The sequence below is a fragment of the Novosphingobium sp. genome, from assembly GCF_027486195.1.
Lineage (GTDB): Bacteria > Pseudomonadota > Alphaproteobacteria > Sphingomonadales > Sphingomonadaceae > Novosphingobium.
Genome location: NZ_JAIXPP010000011.1, coordinates 85,296 through 102,258, shown reverse-complemented (window position 1 = coordinate 102,258; position 16,963 = coordinate 85,296). Strand labels below are relative to the sequence as shown.

Below are 16,963 nucleotides of genomic sequence, written 5' to 3'. Positions count from 1 at the left end.
TAACACCGGGGCCATGAACGCTCCTGCATCCAGGCCTGCCAGCGATGTCTCGGCGGGAGTCGGCCTGTCCGGTCTGGTCGGCCTTGCGCTGTGGGTCCTGCTGTGTCGCAACTGGGCCGGCATTGCCGAGGCGCTGGCCCTGCCGGGGCCGCATGAACCGCTCGCCGGGCCCAGTGCGGCACTGGCGGCGATGATGTTCTCCGGCCTGCCGATGGTCGCATGGTCGCTCCTGGTGGATAAAGTGCACCTGCGCGCATCCACCGGCATCGACTGGGCCAATCCGCGCCCCTTGCGCGATGTGGTCGATATCTCGATCACCAAGGTGGCAGGCCTGTGGGCGACATGGTCGCTGCTGGGCTTCGTCTATTGCCTGTGCCGCTGGTACTGGCGCGGCCAGTATCTGTTCGCGATGGACGTGATCTCGGGCCTCGCCCCGCTGCTGTTCATCGGCACGATCCCCTATGTGCTCTGGCTCGACCGCGTGCTGGTCAATCCGCGCGATGCCTCATGGCATTTCGGCGCGATGCTGATCGGGCGCGAGACCTATGACCGCGCCGAAGTGGCGCATCATTGGCGCGCCTGGGCGGTGAAGGGCTTCTTCTGCGCCTTCATGTTCTCGATCATCCCCGGCGGCTTCGGCAACGTCGTGCAGATGAACTACGCTGCGGTGCTCGGCGATCCGCTTGCGCTGGGCAATGCGCTGATCGAGACGATGTTCCTGGTCGACGTGCAGATCGCCATGGTCGGCTATCTCCTCACGATGAAACCGCTCGATGCGCAGATCCGCAGCGCCAACCCCTACCTCGGCGGCTGGGTCGCGGCGCTGATCTGCTATCCGCCGTTCATCCTGATGGGCGGCGGCGGCGTGCTCGATTATCGCACCAACGGCGCGGAATGGACCTTCTGGCTGCAGGGCATGCCCGCGCTCGAATGGATCTGGGTGGTGGCCATGGTCGTGCTGACGGGCATCTACGCCTGGGCCACGGTCGCTTTCGGCCTGCGCTTTTCCAACCTTACTTATCGCGGCGTGCTGACGAACGGGCCCTATGCCTTCACCCGGCACCCGGCCTATCTGTCGAAGAACGCGTTCTGGTGGATTTCGACGCTGCCGTTCCTCACCACCACGCATTCGATGGTCGATGCGATCCGCAACACCGTGATCCTCGGTCTCGTCAGCGCGGTCTACTTCTGGCGCGCGAAGACCGAAGAAGCGCACCTGCTCGCCGAAGACGCCAAGTACCGCGAATACCATGCCTGGATGGCCGAACATGGGCTGGTCACAGGCAGGCTGAACCGCATCGGGCGGCTGCTGATGCGCGGCCGCCCTCGGGTGGAACCGCCGGTAATCGGGGCGGTGCATCCGGCCGAGTGAGCATGATGCTCTCTGCCCTCAAGGGGAGAGGGCTAATGCCTAGATCGCCACGCCCTCATCCGTCTCGTAAAGCCGGATCACGCGGTCGTGGAAGCCAAGCCCGGCGCGCGCCGCAACCCATTCGGCCATGTGCGCCGACTTGGCATGCGCCATCAGCGCATCGCGGTCAGTCCAGCGCTCGGCCACATGGAACAGCGCCGGATCATCGATATCCTGCGCATAGCCGTACTGGATGCAGCCCTGTTCCGCGCGCGTCGCCTCGGCCACCTTGCGCGCCAGCGGCAGCAGCGCCTCGAAATGCTCTTGCGCCACCCGGAACGTGCCCATCACGACGATCATCGCGTTACAGGCATCGCGTTACAGGTCCTCGCCTTCGTCGGTGTCGTAGAGCTTGATATGCCGCTCCTTCATCGTCAGGCCCGAGAGCACCGCGATCCATTCGGCCACATGCGGGGTCTTGAGATGCGCGCCCAGCGCCTCGCGGCTCGTCCAGCGCTCGGTGATGTGGAAGATCTCGGGATCGGTGATGTCACGCGAATAGTCGTACTGCAGGCAGCCCTCTTCCGCTTGCGTCGCGGCGACGACCTTGCGCGCTGCTGGCAGGGCAGCTTCGATGGCGTCCGCATCAATGCGCAGCTTGCCCATCACGATGATCATTGTCTCTCTCCCGCTGATGTTCTGGTCCTAGAAGCTCTTCGCCTCGTAGATCGGATCGACCTTGCCGCCCCAGGCCCCATGGTAGAGCTCCAGCAGACGCTCCGCCGGGGTCTTGCCCGTGCTCACGATCTCGTCGAGCGGGTGGAGATAGCCGGTCTCGTTGTCGCCCGCATCGTTGAGCTTGCCGCGTGCAGCCAGCCCGCCGCGCGCGATGGCGAGCACTTCTGCCGCAATATCGCGCAGCTTGCCGCCACCGGGAAGGGGCGCATCAAGACCCAACTTGGGCACGCTGGCGCGCAGCTTTTCGCGCCCGTCCATGTCCCAGTCCTTGACGAGATCCCAAGCCGCATCGAGCGCGGTCTGGTCATAGAGCAGGCCGACCCACAGCGCCGGAAGCGCGCAGATGCGGCTCCACGGCCCGCCATCGGCGCCGCGCATTTCGAGGAAGCTCTTGAGGCGCACTTCGGGAAATGCGGTGGAAAGGTGGTCGATCCAGTCCGAACGCGTCGGCTTCTCGTCGGGCAGCGCGGGCAGCTTGCCTTCAAGGAAATCACGGAACGACTGGCCGGCGGCATCGATATAGCGCCCGTTCCGGAACACGAAGTACATCGGCACATCAAGCATGTAGTCGACATAGCGCTCGTAACCGAAGCCCTCGTCGAACACGAACGAGAGCATGCCGGTGCGCGCCGGATCGGTGTCGGTCCAGATGTGGCTGCGATAGGAAAGGAACCCGTTGGGCTTGCCTTCGAGGAACGGCGAATTGGCGAACAGCGCGGTCGCCAGCGGCTGCAGCGCCAGCGAAACGCGGAACTTCTGCACCATGTCCGCCTCGCTCGAATAATCGAGGTTGGTCTGGATCGTACAGGTGCGCAGCATCATGTCGAGGCCCATGGTGCCCACGCGCGGCATGTGCCGCAGCATGATGTCATAGCGGCCCTTGGGCATGATCGGCAGCTCTTCGCGCGTCTTGTCGGGCCAGAGCCCCACGCCGAGGTAGGCAAGGCCGAGTTTGTCGCCGATGGTCTTGACCTGCGCGAGGTGGCGGCCGGTCTCGGCGCAAGTCTGGTGCAGGTTTTCGAGCGGCGCGCCGGAAAGCTCGAGCTGGCCCGCAGGCTCCAGGCTCACTGCGCCGTCCGGCCCGCCCATCGCGATCACGTTGGGGCCGGTGTCGCTGTCTTCCTCGATGGTCGTCCAGCCATAGTCCTGCAGCGCGAGCAGCAGATCGCGGATCCCGCCCGGCTCGCTGTAGGACGGCGCGGCGTGGTCCTTCGTGCGATAGACGAACTTCTCGTGCTCGGTGCCGATCCGCCAGGCATCACGCGGCTTTTCGCCCTTGGCCATCGGTTCGACGAGCTGGTCGCGGCTCTCGATGATGGGATCGTTGCGATTCGAAACTTGTCTCGTGCTCATCCGCGTTTCGTTAGTGCGCCGCGAGGGCGCGCGCCAGCCGAAAACATGGATCGGTCCATGCCGTGATACGCGTCAGCCCCAATCCCCGCGCGTTCCCATCCACAGCGCGGTTCCACCGATCGCCGCAGTCTCGGCGCGAAGGATCCGGGGGCCGAGCGTGATCGCCACGGCAGCGGGGTGGGCGCGGATCGCAGCACGCTCGGTATCGTCGAAGCCGCCTTCGGGGCCGACGAGGAGCGCGGCAGGTCCGTCATGCCCGGCGAAAGCGGCGGCAGCCGGCACGCCGCCTTCCTCATCGGCAAAGTAGAGCCGCCGCCCCTCCGGCCAATCCCGCAGCAGTGCCTCCAGCTTCACCGGCTCCGCCAGTGCGGGGAGCGCCGTGCGCGCGCATTGCTCGGCTGCTTCGGTAACGATGGTGCGCGCCCGCTCCGGATTGAGCTTGTCCGCCACGCAGCGCCGCGTCAGCACCGGACGGATCGCGCCCACGCCCAGCTCGGTCGCCTTCTCCAGCACGAGATCGAACCGATCCTTCTTGATCAGCGCCGCGCAAAGCCAGAAATCAGGCACGGCCTCGCGCTCGCGCAGCCGGCGCACCACGGTGAGCGTCACATCACGCTTGCCGGTGGCACTCACCTCGGCGAGCCACTCGCCGGTCTGATCGTCACACAGCACGACCGCATCGCCCGCGGCCACCCGCATCACTTTGGCAAGGTAGTGGGCCTGCCCGCCTTCGATGGGAACGGATGCGCCCTCGGCCAGCGGGCCGGGGACAAACAGGCGGGGCGCGGACTTCGGGGGCCATGCGGGGGTTGCAACCATGTCTCGGGCTCTAGCCGATTGCGGGCGCGGGGGCTATGCAGCGGACATGACCGCCGCACCGGAAATCGTCCCTGACACCCAGTATCGCGGCGTGCTCACCGTGCTCCCGCCCATCTTGCGCGATCTTGCGCTGCTCGCGCGGTTCGATCGGCCGATCGGCTGGTGGCTGCTGTTCTGGCCTTGTGCCTGGGGGCTGTTCCTCGCGGGCGGTACGGGCCGCTGGGGCATGATCTTCTGGCTCCTCCTCGGTTCCATCGCGATGCGCGGGGCGGGCTGCGTCTACAACGATATCGTCGATGCCGATCTCGATGCCCGCGTGGCGCGGACGGCGGCGCGGCCGATCGCGAGCGGGGCGATTTCAAAGAAGACGGCGTGGGCGTGGCTCTTTGCGCTCTGCGGCGTGGGGCTTGTCGTCCTGCTGCAATTGCGCTGGGAGGCGCAGCTTGTGGCGCTCGGAAGTCTGGGGCTGGTCGCCGCCTATCCCTTCATGAAGCGAATCACCGGCTGGCCGCAGGCGTGGCTCGGCCTTGTCTTCACCTGGGGCGCGCCGGTGGGGTGGATTGAGGTTACCGGTTTTGCCCCCTCTTCACCTTATGGCCTGGCGCCGCTCGGCGCGCTCTATGCCGGGTGCTGGGCCTGGTGCATGGCCTATGACACGATCTACGCGCTGCAGGACCGCGAGGACGATGCCATGGTCGGAATCGGCTCCTCGGCGCTTTCGTTCGGGCAATATGTCCGCGCCGGGGTGACCGGGCTCTATGCCATGGCGATTGCCTGCTGGGCCGGCGCGGTGTGGCTGGTGCGGCCCGATCCGGTGGCGCTGCTGGCGCTGCTGCCGGTGGCGCTCCATTTCGCGTGGCAGGCGCTGACGCTCGATACCGCCAATGGAGACAGCGCGCTCGCGAGGTTCCGTTCGAACCGATTCGCGGGCGCGCTGATGGCCTCGGCCTGTTTCGTGGTGGGCGCGGCCACTCAGCTATAGCTGACCAGTTCCCACTCGATACCGTCCCAATCGAAGACATAGAACCGGCGGCCCGGTTCGTAGTCCCCGTGGTTGAACGGTTCGAGTCCCTCGGCGATCACGACTTTTTCGGCTGCATCCAGATCATCAACCAGAAGGCCGATGTGATTGAGCGGCTGCCCTTTGGAAAATGGCCCAGGGAGCGGCGTATCTCCCTGATAAAGCGCGATATAGTCGATTTCTGCGCCGAGGTGGATCGTCCATCCGCCCAGTGCTGAAGGCCCGCGCCAACGCTCCTGCCAGCCGCACAGGCGGGTGAGGAAAGCGGCGGTGCGATCGGGATCGCTGACGCGGATATTGACGTGTTCGAGGCGCGCGGCGGGGGTGGTCATAGCAAAACTCCTTAATAGACCTTCTTCGCGCCAAGCTTTATGCAACCTCAAGCTGACTTGAGGTCAAGGGATTTTTCCGGGGATTCGCGATGCTTGCCAAACCGGCCAAGGGCCGCAACGATCTGGTGCCCATCGGGGTTCTCGCGCAGCGCACCGGGCTCGCCGTCTCCGCCATCCGCTATTACGAGGATCGCGGCCTCATCGCCTCCATCCGCACCAGCGGAAATCAGCGCCGATTCCTGCGCTCGGACATCCGCCGCCTGAGCTTCATCCTGATTGCGCAGCGGCTCGGCCTTGGCCTCGCCGAGATCGAGCGCGAGATGGCCTCGCTGCCGCACGGCCGCACGCCGACCGTGCTCGATTGGCAGCGCATCAGCCGCTCGCTGCGCAGCGAGATCGATGGGCGCATCCAGCTCCTCACCCGCACCCGCAACAAACTCGATGAATGCATCGGCTGCGGATGCCTCAGCCTCGATCGCTGCGCGCTCTACAACAAGGAAGACCGCGCAGGCGCCGCCGGACCGGGTCCACGGTTCGTGCTGGATTAAGGGGCAGGGGGAACCGCTGCTACAATCCGGCGGAACAAGTTGTCAGCCTCGACGAGAAAGCTCGGGGAATCTGGCTTTTCTGGAATGTCCTCTGATTTGCTCAGTTCAGCCAGAATGAGCGCTTCGATCCGTTTGGATCTCCGTGCCGGTGCCCGCTCACGGCTCTGCGCCTTGAGTGCGACCAAGTCGCTTATTTCGTCCGCAATCGCGGGCTGCAAATCCGTCAGGGCCATCAAGTCTTGAAGGCGCATTGGCGGACGGCGCTCAGGAAACATGCGCAATGCCCGGATACTCAAAGCTGGACGCAGCGCATAGAAGTAGCGCTTGACCGGAAGCGTCTCGGTGGATGCAGGCCATCGCGCGACGTTGTTGTTGCCAAGGCTCGCATAATGCCTCGCGTAGCCAGCTGGGTTGAAATGCTTGTCGGCCAGCGCGGCCAGTTCAGCAACGCAAGGATCGTCTGCAATATACCGGATCGGAGAATCAAGCCATTCCGCAACGACTGCATTGTGCTTCAAGAGAAGCCCGAGTGTCTTGCGAATATCCCAGCCGTTGACATCGTAGTCGTCGACTATTGGCCGCTCCACCACATCGCGTACCGGCCGAAGCGTTACATAGTCTTGCGGGGGCCGCAAATAGATGAAGCGGACATCATAATCGCTGTCAGGCGATGGAAACCCCCATGCGCGGGAGCCGGATTCCACAGCCATCAGACAGCGAATGCCTTCTTCCCGGATCAAGCTTGAAAGGCGGGCTTCGATTTCGCTTCGGGCGCTTGGTTCGATCATGTCCACATATTCGATGTCGTCCATGAAGAGGCCGATAGCAACTCCGGCTCGCTGCTACTGGGCGCTTGCCAGCAAACTCTCCGCCCCGCCCAGATCGACACTCACCAGCCGCGAAATGCCGCGTTCCACCATCGTCACGCCGAACAGGCGGTGCATCCGGCTCATCGTCACTGCGTTGTGCGTCACGATGAGGTAGCGGGTGGTCGTTTCGGCGGCCATGGCATCGAGCAGGTCGCAGAAGCGCTCGATGTTGGCATCGTCGAGCGGGGCGTCGACTTCGTCGAGCACGCAGATCGGCGCGGGGTTGGTCAGGAACAGGCCGAAGATCAGCGCGACGGCGGTGAGCGCCTGTTCGCCGCCTGACAGCAGGGTGAGCGATTGCAGGCGCTTGCCCGGCGGCTGGGCGAAGATCTCGAGCCCCGCTTCAAGCGGATCGTCGCTGTCGACAAGCGCGAGATGCGCCTCGCCGCCCCCGAACAGGCGCGCGAAGAGGCGGCGGAAATGGGCGTCGACGGCTTCGAACGCAGCGCGCAGGCGCTCGCGGCCCTCGCGGTTGAGCGCGCCGATCGAGCCGCGCAGGCGGTTGACTGCCTCGGTCAGTTCGGCCTGCTCGGTGATCACCGCGAAGTGCTGCGCTTCGGCTTCGGTCAGTTCGGTCGCGGCGACGAGGTTGACCGGCCCGAGCCGCTCGCGGTCCGCGAGCAGGCGATCATGGGCGGCCGATTCCTCAGGCGCCGCCGAGACATCGCTGCCGGGAAATCCGATGCGTTCGGGCAGTAGCGGGGGCGGGCACTGGAAGCGTTCTCCCGCGATCGCCGCCATTTCCTGCCGCCGCTGGTCCTCGTTCTCGGCCTTGGCAGCGAGCGCGGCGCGGGCTTCCCGCGCGGTGGCGAGCGTCTCATTCACGGCGGCGAGTGCGGTCTCTGCAGCGCGCGCCTCTGTCTCGCTGCGCGCGAGCGTGGTCTCGGCCTCGGTCAGCGCGGCAGCATAGCGCACGCGCAAGGCCTCTGCTTCCTCCAGATCGCGCGCAAGGGCGGGCGGCTTGGCGGCGACGATGTTGCGCTCCTCTGCAAGGTCCTCCGCCTGCCCCGCCATGGCGGCGAGCCGCCGGGCCGCATCGCCTGCGCGGGCCTGCCAACCGCGGATATCGCCGCGCAGGGCGGTAAGCCGTTCCTTGCCGACTGCGAGTGCCTGCCCATGCGCCGCGACGGCAGCCATCGCCGATTGGTAGGCGGCGCGGGCATTGCCATTGCGCTGGCGCTCGGCTTCCACGGCGGCGCGGCCAGTGGCGGGATCGGGCAGGGCTGCGCGGCGGGCTTCGGCGTCGCTGAGATCAGCCTCGGCAGACTGGCGCTGCGCTGCGAGGTCGGCGGCGGCGCGGTCGATCTCCGCGCGGCGGGCGGCGATGCGGGCGCGGGCGGCCTCGGCCTGATCGAGCGCTCGCAAGGCGCTGCGTTCGGCGTCCGCTGCGGCGGCGAGCGCACGTTCGCTGGCGGTGAGTTCGGCCTGCACGCCAGCGAGTTCGGCCTGCGAGCGCGCCAGTTCGGCCTGTGCTGCGCTGCTGGCGGCTTCGGCGGCTTCGGCGGCCGCGCGGTGTTCGGGGAGCGCGGTTTCCAGTTCGGCAAGGCGGTTCTCGGCGGCGAGGATGGCCGCTTCTGCGCCGCCCTCGCCGCGCGCGATGAAGCCGTCCCAGCGGCGCAGGTGGCCTTCGCGGGTCACCAGCCACTCGCCGGGGGCAAGCGCTTCACCGCCATCCGCATCGGCGACGCGCACGAGCGCGAGGCGGGCGGCGAGTTCGGGCGGGCACTTCGTCACGTGATGGATCAGCGCATCGGCGCGCGGGGCGGGAGCATCGGCGCCGGTCCAGAAGCGGCCATCGCCAGCAGGTGCCGCGCCCAGCGGGGCAGCGGCATCGCGGCCCAGCACGGCGGCCAGCGCGCGCTCATAGCCCGGGGCGGCACGCGCGGCGCCAAGCGCACTGGGGCCTTTGCCGGTGCGCGCCGCAGCAGCCTCGCGCGCGGCCTTGTCGCGGGCGAGCGCGGCGGATTCGCGGTCGAGCCCGACAAGATCGGCGCGTGCTGCGGCAAGCGCGGATGATGCGGCTTCGCGCGCGGCGGCGAGGCTTTCGCGGGCCGCATTCAGGCGCTCGCGTTCGCCGGTCAAGCGTTCGCGGGCCGCGCCGACTTCGGCAAGGGCAGCAGCAGCTTCAGCGCGCCGGGCTTCGGCGGCGGCCATGGCCTCCGCCGGATCAGGCTCGGCCTCCAGCGCGCGCCGGGTTGCAGCGAGCCTTGCATCCTCGCCATCGAGCCGCGCGAGGCGCTGGCGGGCAGCGGCAAGTGCTGCCTCTGCAACGCGCCATTCGGCCTCGATCCCGGCCTGCTCGGCGACCATGGCGGCGAGTGCCAGTTCGGCAGCGCGCCCGGCTTGTTCAGCGGCGGCTTCAGCAGATTTGAGCGCGGGACCTTCGGCGCTTTGCGCGGCGAGCGTGGCTTCGGCAGCGGTGAGATCGGCTTCGAGCCGCGTGAGCGCTTCGGCAGCGTCGCGGGTCAGGCGGTCGGCCTCGCCGCGCTCGTCCTCGATGCGGCGGATCTGGCGGTCGATATCGGCAAGGCGCTGGGCGGCGGCTTCGGCCTGCGCAGTGAGCGCGGCGATGCGCTGGCCTTGCGCGGCGGCGTCCTGCCGGCGGTCGAACAGGGCATCGCGCGCGGCGCTCTGGGCGGCGGCGGCGGCGTGCTGGGTCTCCTGCGCGGTGCGGGCGTTGCCTTGCGCAGTGGTGACCGCTTCCTCGGCGCGGGCCGCAGCGGCGCGGGCGGCTTCGGCGGCGGCGGCGGCATCACGCCAGCGCGCGAAGATCAGCCGCGCTTCGGCGACCCGGATGCGTTCGGAAAGCTGCTTGTAGCGCTCCGCCGCGCGCGCCTGCCGCCGCAGTGCTCCGACTTGCGCTTCGAGCGTGACGATCAGATCGTCGAGACGGGCAAGGTTGGTCTCGGTTGCGCGCAGCTTGGTTTCGGCGTCCTTGCGGCGAACGTGAAGCCCGGCGATCCCTGCGGCTTCTTCCAGCATCGCGCGGCGTTCTGCCGGGCGCGCGGCGATGACAGCGGCGATGCGCCCCTGGCTGACGAGCGCGGGGCTGTGCGCGCCAGTCGCGGCATCGGCGAAGACCAGCGCGACATCCTTGGCGCGCACATCGCGCCCGTTGACGCGGTAGGCGCTGCCCGCGCCGCGCTCGATCCGGCGCACGACCTCAAGCTCGCCCCCGAACGGTCCGGACGGGTCCGTCTCGGCGGAAAGCATGACTTCGGCAAAATCGCGCGCGGGGCGGCTGGCGGTGCCGGCGAAGATCACGTCTTCCATGCCGCCGCCGCGCATGCTGCGGGCCGAGCCTTCGCCCATGACCCAGCGGATCGCTTCGAGCAGATTGGATTTGCCGCAGCCGTTGGGGCCGACAACGCCGGTCAGGCCAGGTTCGATGCGCAGTTCGGCGGGTTCGACAAAGCTTTTGAAGCCCGACAGTTTCAGGCGCGTGAACTGCATGGGAACGCGGCTGGCCGCGCTTCCACTCTCAGCCATGCGATCCGCCCCCGTACCGCATGGCCCGGATCAGACCCTGCCGATCAACGCGCGCCGGCCTGCTTGAGGATCGGTTCGAGCGCATCCCAGGTCGCCACTTCCACGTTGCGGCCATTGACGATGAAGGTCGGCGTGCCGGTCACGTTGAACGTGTCGGTGGCCTTCTGCGTGTCGTTCGCCAGCTTGGTCGCAGAGTCCGCCTTGGCAAGGCACTGTGCCGCCTGATCCTTGGCAATGCCGCGCGCGGCAAAGAAATCGATCAGCCCGCCGCGCTCGCCGATGGCCTTGAAGATCTGGTCGGCCGGCAGATTGGCCGCCTGCAACTGCGCGCCAATCGGCTGGAGCTGGTCGAAGATGGCCTTCTGGTTTGTGTAGACCTGCTCGGTCAGCGCGAAGAAGCTGTCCGGCGTGCCGCAGCGGGTCAGCATCGCCATCGTGGTATCGTAGGGATCGCGCACGAAGTTGCGGAACTCGAGGCTGACCGTACCCTTGGCGACGTACTCGTCGCGCAGGTGCGGGAAGCCCTTTTCCTCAAACTCGGCGCAGTGGGGGCAGGTGAGCGAGGCAAACTCGATCACCTTGATCGGTGCATTGGGATTGCCCATTACATAGCCGCCTTCGGGCGTCACCGCGACCACCTCGGTCCAGGCCTTGCCCGCTGGCGGCGACACGGCATTGAGCGGCGCCCCCACCGGCGCGGCACCTGCTGCATCATCCTTCTTCCCGCAGGCAGCGAGGCCGAGCGCGAGCGGCAGCGCGATCAGCGCGAGGAGAAGGCGGCCGGGAGTGAACAGCTTGGTCTGCATGGGATGGGGGTTCGCTTCGCTCGTGAAAGACAACAAACGGCATCGTGCTAGCCGATTGACCGGCTGGATTGAAGGGCCGCGGGGCAGCGGCCCGGGGATTATCGCGGTATCAGCGCAGCCGCGCTTCGATCTGCGGCTTGAGTGCGGCCCACGAATAGGTCCCGCTCAGCGGCACGCCATCAAGCAGGAAGCTGGGCGTGCCGTTCACGAAGTCCTTCTCACCGGCTTCCTTGGTGCGCTGGGCGAGGCGTTCGGCCAGCGCCTTGTCGGCAAGGCAGCGATCGATTTCGGGGCGGCCATAGCCGCGGGCCTCCATCAGCGAGTAGAACCCGAGGTCGCTGGCAATGGCGCGGGTGCGCGCGGCGAAATCGTTGTTCGACCAGCGCGCTTTCTGCCCGTCGGTCAGGCTCGCCAGCGGGGCCATCCATGTCATCTGGTGACGCAGGAACGTGCTGTGGTTCGCGAAGAACTTGGAAGGGGGGCCGCAGTGGGTGAGCAGCGCGACCGTGAGGTCCACCGGATCGCGCACGAAGCTGCGCACCTCGATCGAGCCCTTGCCGCTGGAGATGAAGCCGATGCGCAGCTGGGCATCGGATTCCTGCTCGAAATGGGCGCAGTGCGGGCAAGTGTAGCTGATGTATTCGACCAGCTTCACCGCTGCGGCGGGATTGCCGAGCAGATGGCTGTCGAGCGGGGTGCGGGCGACGACGGTGTTCCAGTTGACCTTGGCCGCAGGCGGCGCAGGTTTGCTCGCGGCAGTCAGCAGCGCCGCGCCGCAGAGCGCGGCAAGGAAGAGGCCCAAAGTCCTGAACAGCCGTGTCTTAATCATCTTGCGCATCGTCAGTCTTGCTTCCCGCCTAATCCGTTCCATTCCCCTCGCCCAGGCTGCGCGCCAGCGATTCCAGCACCGTGCGCAGTTCCGGGTCGCCGATATCGCGCAGGCTGTCGCCGAGTTCCACAGGAATCGGCTTGAGCGACGGCGGCGCGGCGCGGAGCGGACGCTGTCCGTCAGTGGAGGCGGGCGGCTGAACGGCACCTTGCCGCAGCTTGATCCGCGCGACGGCGCGATAGCCGAAGAACTGGTTCACCCGGTCGATGATCTCGGGGATCACGTGCTGGACGAGCGGAGCGTGTGCCGGCGTCACCACCAACTGGAGGATGCCGTCTGCCTTTTCGCCGGGCGGAAAGCGGATCGATTCGGGCGCGCAGTGGCGGGCGTGCGCGGGGCCGACGATCTCGCCCCAGCGCGAGACGACCGAGCTCTGCACAAAGCCGAAGCGGCGGAAGGCAGTGCGCCCGATCGTGGGCATGAGGTCTGCGATCGCGCGCGCCTCGCCGCCGCGTGGGCGCTCGTAAGTGCGCGGCGCTGCCGGTGATGCCGCCGCCTTCTTGGCGCTTTTGGGAGGAGTGGGTTGATCGCGTTCCATTGTCGCTGCTGCCATGCCATAGCCGCGCCATGCAGACCAGTGGCGAGAGCGTCGGGAACGGTGATGGGGACGCTGTCGCGGCGTCCCTGCTCGCATGGTACGATGTGAATGCGCGGCGCCTACCGTGGCGGGTGCTGCCGAACGAGCCTGCACCGGATCCCTACCGGGTGTGGCTTTCGGAAGTCATGCTGCAGCAGACGACCGTCGCGGCGGTGCGGGCCTACTACGCGAAGTTTCTTGAACTCTGGCCCACGGTCGAGGCGCTGGCGGCGGCCGAAGATGCCGATGTCATGGCTGCGTGGGCAGGGCTGGGCTACTATGCCCGCGCGCGCAATCTGCTGGCCTGCGCGCGCGAAGTGGCGCAGCGGGGCGGTTTTCCCCGCACGGAGGCGGGGCTGAGGGCACTTCCCGGGCTCGGTGCCTATACCGCCGCCGCCGTAGCCGCGATTGCCTTTGGGGAGCGCGCCGTGGTGGTCGATGCCAACGTCGAGCGGGTGGTTTCACGCCTCTTCGCGATTGCCGAGCCGCTGCCCGGCGGGCGCACCGCGATCCGCGCCGCGACTGATACGATCACGCCGGACATGCGCGCGGGCGATTTTGCGCAGGCGATGATGGACCTCGGCTCCTCGATCTGCACGGTGCGCGCGCCCCGCTGCCTGCTCTGTCCGGTTTCCGGGCCTTGCGCCGCGCGCGCGGCTGGCACGGCGGAGGCCTATCCGGTCAAGGCGGCGAAGAAAGCCAAGCCGACGCGGACGGGCACCGCCTTCTGGATCGAGCGGGATGGCGCGGTGCTGCTGGTGCAGCGCGAGGGAAAGGGCATGTTGGGGGGAATGCGGGCCTTGCCGGACGACGGCTGGTCGGCCCGCACCGACGGCCATGGCACGCCGCCGATCGCCGGGGACTGGCGCACTGCGGGCATGATCCGCCATGGTTTCACGCATTTCGATCTCGAATTGCAATTGATGCTTTGCGGCAGCGCCGATTGCGCTAGTCTGCCGCCGGGAGAGTTCTGGCCGGTCGACGCTGTCGAAGCCGCAGGGCTGCCCACGGTTTTTGCCAAGGCCGCCCGCCTGGCGCTCGCAAACAGGTAGTTCATGCAAGATCAGACGCTTCTGCTTTCCCGCCGCTCCCTGCTGCGGTCTGCGGGCTGGCTCGGTGCGGGTCTCGCCGGATCGGCGCTCGTGCCGTCACGGCTCCTCGCCCAGCCTTCGCCGGAAGAGATGTATCCGGCGGTCACCAACCTCGTGTACGATTACGTGGCTTCGGGCCGCCTGCCCGGCGCGGTCGCGGCACTGGGCTGGGGCAACGGCGCGCCGATGCAGATCGCACGCGGCACGCTGGCCTTCGATTCGGCTGTGCCGGTCGATCTCGATAGCCTTTACCGCATCTATTCGATGACCAAGCCGGTCACCGGCATGGCGGCGATGATCCTGGTGGACGAAGGCAAGATCGATCTCGACCAACCGATCAGCGATTTCCTCCCGAAGTTCGCCAAGATGCAGGTGCAGGTGACGCCGGACGGCTCGATCACCGATCTGAAGCCGGCGCAGACGGCGATCACGCTGCGCCACTTGCTGACGCACACCGCCGGCCTTGGCTACTCGATCATCCAGAAGGGGCCGCTCAAGGAAGCCTATGAAGCCGCCGGGCTGGTGCCGGGACAAGCCTCGCGGCTCGCCATTCCGCCCTTCAGCGGGGTGAAGACGGTGCCCAGTCTGGCCCAGTTCGCCGACAAGCTGGCCGATATGCCGCTGGTTTACGAACCGGGGACGCGGTGGAGCTATTCGGTCGGGCTCGATCTGGTCGGGCGGATCATCGAGGTGGTTTCGGGGCAGGATTTCGACGCATTCCTTGCCGAGCGCATCTTCGGCCCCTGCGGCATGGCGAGCACCGGCTTCCGGGTCAGCGCCGCCATGGCCCCGCGCCTCACCAGCAACTACTTCGTCCACGACGGCAAGGCCGATCCGATCGATCCGGGCGCGACTTCGGTCTATCTCGATCCGCCCGCCTTTCCGTTCGGCGGCGCAGGCCTTGTCAGCAGCCCGCGCGATTATGACCGCTTCCTGATGATGCTGGCGGGTGGCGGCCAGATCGGCAGCGCGCGGGTCATGAGCGAGGCGGCAGTGCGCCTCGGCACCAGCAATCTGCTGCCCGCAAGCGTCGATCTTTCGGGGACGTGGGTTGCAGGCGCTGGCTTTGGCGCAGGTGGCCGGGTCGGCCTCGGCGCGGACGCGGGAACCTACGGCTGGTCGGGCGCGGCGGGCACGGTGGGCTTCGTCAACACCCGCGTCGGCCTGCGCGCGGGCCTGTTCGTGCAGTTCATGCCCTCCTCGGCGCTGCCGATTCCTGAGGAATTCCCCAAGTCGGTGCTCACCGATATTTCGGCCATGAAGAAGGCAGCGTGACAGGCATGCTCTATCGTCCCAATCCCCCGATTTCCTTCACCGGTGCGGTGCTCGACCGCGCCGACCATATCCGGGCCGATGCCGACAAGCTCGCCGAACTGATGAACTGGCGCGCGCGCCTGCTGCGGCTCGATGGGCTCGATCCGGTGATCGGCGATGATGGCACGCTGGTCTGGGGCACGCTGGCCGACGCGGGCGAGCAGGACGAACTCGTCTTCCTCGGCCTCGACGAGAGCGGCCGCGCCTGCTTCGCGCCGGTTGCGCCCGCCAACAAGGGCAATCCCGGCCCGGCCAACCCGCGCCTCTGGGGCGCCATGGCCTCGCTCCCCGCAGGCGATCTCGCGACCTATGGCGGCGCCCGCGCGCTGGTCGATTGGCACGCCCGCCACCGCTTCTGCGCGCGCTGCGGCTATGCGACCAAGCTCGGCAAGGGCGGCTGGCAGCGCAAGTGCGTCAACATGGAGTGCAAGGCCGAACATTTCCCCCGCGTCGATCCCGTCACGATCATGTCGGTCGAATGGGAAGGCCAGCTCCTCCTCGGCCGCCAGCCCCGCTTCCCGCCCCGGCGCTATTCCGCGCTGGCGGGCTTTGTCGAGCCCGGCGAATCGATCGAGGAAGCCGTCGCCCGCGAAGTTTTCGAGGAAGCGGGCGTGCGCGTGCGCGATGTGCAGTATGTGGCGTGCCAGCCTTGGCCGTTCCCGTCCTCGCTGATGATCGGCTGCCATGCCCATGCCGATGATCCCGCCATCACCATCGACAAGACCGAACTCGACGACGCGCGCTGGTTCACGCGCGACGAGGTGGTCTATGCGATGGAAGCTCTCAAGACCGGCGCCGAAGACGGCGCCTTCATCGCCCCGCCGCCTTTCGCGGTGGCCCATCACCTCCTCAAATGGTGGATCGAGCAATGAGCAAACCGGCAAGCGTCACCGTCGATATCTGGTCCGATGTCATGTGCCCGTGGTGCGTGATCGGCCACAACCAGCTCGAAACCGCGCTGAAGGGCATGGAAGGCGAAGTGGAGGCCACCATCCGCTTCCACCCCTTCGAGCTCAATCCTGACATGCCCGAACAGGGCGAGGAAAGCGCCGCCCACATACAGCGCAAATACGGCCGCACCCCCGATCAGGCCGCCGAAGCACGCGGCCGCATGTCACAAGCCGCCGAAGCCGCCGGCTATTCCTTCACCTACACCGGAGAAGGCGATCCGCCCCCCGCGATGATGTGGAACACCCGCCTTGCGCACCGCCTGCTTGTCTATGTGCTGCGCGAACACGGCGCCGAAATGCAGGTAAAGCTCAAGCGCGCGCTCTTCGACGCCCACTTCCAGCAGCGCCGCCGCATGAACGACCCCGCCGTGCTGACAGACATTGCCGCCTCCGTGGGCCTCAGCCGCACCAAAGCCGCCGCCGCCCTCACCGACCCCGAAATCGACGCCATCGTCGAAGCAGGCGAACAGCAAGCCTGGGACTGGAACATCAGCGGCGTCCCCGCGATGATCATCAACGGCAAATACATGGTGCCGGGAGCGCAAGACCCGGCGACTTACGCCAATATGTTGCGGCGCGTGGTGGCGAAGGAAGCGGCGCTGGCGGCGGCGGAGTAGGGGGGAAGAAGGGCCCCCGGCGGGCAAGGGCCGCAGCCCTTGCATCCCGGTGCTTTCTCCGTTGCGGCAATCGACACGGAGGGATGATTAAGTGCACTGTTACCGAAATTCACTTAGAACCCAAAGTCGCTCTAGCGGTAATTTTCCGAAAACTCGAGGCGGCTCGAGATTTATGAAAGTTTCAAGTTGACGCAATTAT

At 67.2% G+C, this 16,963-nt stretch carries 17 protein-coding genes; 7 read left to right on the top strand and 10 right to left on the bottom strand.

What is annotated here, in order from left to right; genetic code table 11:
* The first annotated feature begins 13 nt into the window (after positions 1-13).
* Positions 14-1,372 carry an isoprenylcysteine carboxylmethyltransferase family protein gene (locus tag Q0071_RS02435; protein ID WP_298164916.1) on the top strand — a complete coding sequence of 453 codons (1,359 nt, stop codon included), beginning with the start codon at positions 14-16 and terminating at the stop codon, positions 1,370-1,372.
* A gap of 39 nt (positions 1,373-1,411) precedes the next feature.
* On the opposite strand, the gene Q0071_RS02430 is transcribed toward Q0071_RS02435, so the two are convergent.
* The 4 genes from Q0071_RS02430 to Q0071_RS02415 all read right to left on the bottom strand — a co-directional run bounded on the left by Q0071_RS02430 (position 1,412) and on the right by Q0071_RS02415 (position 4,261).
* On the bottom strand, positions 1,412-1,711 hold the full coding sequence (locus tag Q0071_RS02430) for a putative quinol monooxygenase (protein ID WP_298164914.1): 300 nt from the start codon (positions 1,709-1,711) through the stop codon (positions 1,412-1,414).
* A gap of 18 nt (positions 1,712-1,729) precedes the next feature.
* A complete protein-coding gene (locus Q0071_RS02425) occupies positions 1,730-2,029 on the bottom strand; it encodes a putative quinol monooxygenase (protein WP_298164911.1) in 300 nt (99 codons plus the stop codon).
* A gap of 27 nt (positions 2,030-2,056) precedes the next feature.
* The gene (locus Q0071_RS02420) at positions 2,057-3,442 is read right to left on the bottom strand and encodes a glutamate--cysteine ligase (protein WP_298164910.1); all 1,386 of its coding nucleotides are present in this window, start codon (positions 3,440-3,442) and stop codon (positions 2,057-2,059) included.
* Between the two features lie 72 nt (positions 3,443-3,514).
* A complete protein-coding gene (locus Q0071_RS02415; protein WP_298164909.1) occupies positions 3,515-4,261 on the bottom strand; it encodes a 16S rRNA (uracil(1498)-N(3))-methyltransferase in 747 nt (248 codons plus the stop codon).
* Positions 4,262-4,307: 46 nt separating this feature from the next.
* Between Q0071_RS02415 and ubiA the strand changes: the two genes are divergently transcribed.
* Positions 4,308-5,243, top strand: a complete 936-nt coding sequence (ubiA, locus tag Q0071_RS02410; RefSeq protein WP_298164978.1) for a 4-hydroxybenzoate octaprenyltransferase — start codon at positions 4,308-4,310, stop codon at positions 5,241-5,243.
* On the opposite strand, the gene Q0071_RS02405 is transcribed toward ubiA, so the two are convergent.
* Positions 5,234-5,614 (bottom strand): VOC family protein, encoded by a 381-nt coding sequence (locus Q0071_RS02405; protein ID WP_298164907.1) that lies wholly within the window; start codon positions 5,612-5,614, stop codon positions 5,234-5,236. The genes ubiA and Q0071_RS02405 overlap by 10 nt on opposite strands.
* A gap of 89 nt (positions 5,615-5,703) precedes the next feature.
* Here Q0071_RS02405 and soxR point away from each other — a divergent pair, with 89 nt between their 5' ends.
* Complete coding sequence (gene soxR, locus Q0071_RS02400) at positions 5,704-6,162, top strand: redox-sensitive transcriptional activator SoxR (RefSeq protein WP_298164905.1); 459 nt, start codon at positions 5,704-5,706, stop codon at positions 6,160-6,162.
* Here soxR and Q0071_RS02395 read toward each other — a convergent pair.
* The 5 genes from Q0071_RS02395 to Q0071_RS02375 all read right to left on the bottom strand — a co-directional run bounded on the left by Q0071_RS02395 (position 6,159) and on the right by Q0071_RS02375 (position 12,753).
* The gene (locus tag Q0071_RS02395; RefSeq protein WP_298164902.1) at positions 6,159-6,974 is read right to left on the bottom strand and encodes a nucleotidyltransferase domain-containing protein; all 816 of its coding nucleotides are present in this window, start codon (positions 6,972-6,974) and stop codon (positions 6,159-6,161) included. The genes soxR and Q0071_RS02395 overlap by 4 nt on opposite strands.
* Positions 6,975-7,004: 30 nt before the next feature.
* Positions 7,005-10,484: an AAA family ATPase gene (locus tag Q0071_RS02390; protein WP_298164900.1), complete on the bottom strand. Its 3,480-nt coding sequence runs from the start codon at positions 10,482-10,484 to the stop codon at positions 7,005-7,007.
* Positions 10,485-10,564: 80 nt separating this feature from the next.
* The gene (locus Q0071_RS02385) at positions 10,565-11,326 is read right to left on the bottom strand and encodes a thioredoxin domain-containing protein (protein ID WP_298164898.1); all 762 of its coding nucleotides are present in this window, start codon (positions 11,324-11,326) and stop codon (positions 10,565-10,567) included.
* Positions 11,327-11,435: 109 nt separating this feature from the next.
* A complete protein-coding gene (locus tag Q0071_RS02380) occupies positions 11,436-12,164 on the bottom strand; it encodes a thioredoxin domain-containing protein (RefSeq protein ID WP_298164896.1) in 729 nt (242 codons plus the stop codon).
* 19 nt (positions 12,165-12,183) lie between these two features.
* On the bottom strand, positions 12,184-12,753 hold the full coding sequence (locus Q0071_RS02375; RefSeq protein ID WP_298164976.1) for a DUF721 domain-containing protein: 570 nt from the start codon (positions 12,751-12,753) through the stop codon (positions 12,184-12,186).
* Positions 12,754-12,782: 29 nt separating this feature from the next.
* Between Q0071_RS02375 and Q0071_RS02370 the strand changes: the two genes are divergently transcribed.
* The 4 genes from Q0071_RS02370 to Q0071_RS02355 are packed head-to-tail and all read left to right on the top strand — an operon-like array spanning position 12,783 to position 16,764.
* Positions 12,783-13,844 carry an A/G-specific adenine glycosylase gene (locus Q0071_RS02370; protein ID WP_298164892.1) on the top strand — a complete coding sequence of 354 codons (1,062 nt, stop codon included), beginning with the start codon at positions 12,783-12,785 and terminating at the stop codon, positions 13,842-13,844.
* A 3-nt stretch (positions 13,845-13,847) separates the two neighbouring features.
* A complete protein-coding gene (locus Q0071_RS02365; protein ID WP_298164890.1) occupies positions 13,848-15,158 on the top strand; it encodes a serine hydrolase domain-containing protein in 1,311 nt (436 codons plus the stop codon).
* A gap of 5 nt (positions 15,159-15,163) precedes the next feature.
* Positions 15,164-16,069 carry an NAD(+) diphosphatase gene (gene nudC, locus Q0071_RS02360; RefSeq protein ID WP_298164889.1) on the top strand — a complete coding sequence of 302 codons (906 nt, stop codon included), beginning with the start codon at positions 15,164-15,166 and terminating at the stop codon, positions 16,067-16,069.
* On the top strand, positions 16,066-16,764 hold the full coding sequence (locus Q0071_RS02355) for a DsbA family oxidoreductase (protein ID WP_298164887.1): 699 nt from the start codon (positions 16,066-16,068) through the stop codon (positions 16,762-16,764). Before nudC ends, Q0071_RS02355 begins: the two co-directional genes overlap by 4 nt.
* The last annotated feature ends 199 nt before the right edge of the window (positions 16,765-16,963 follow it).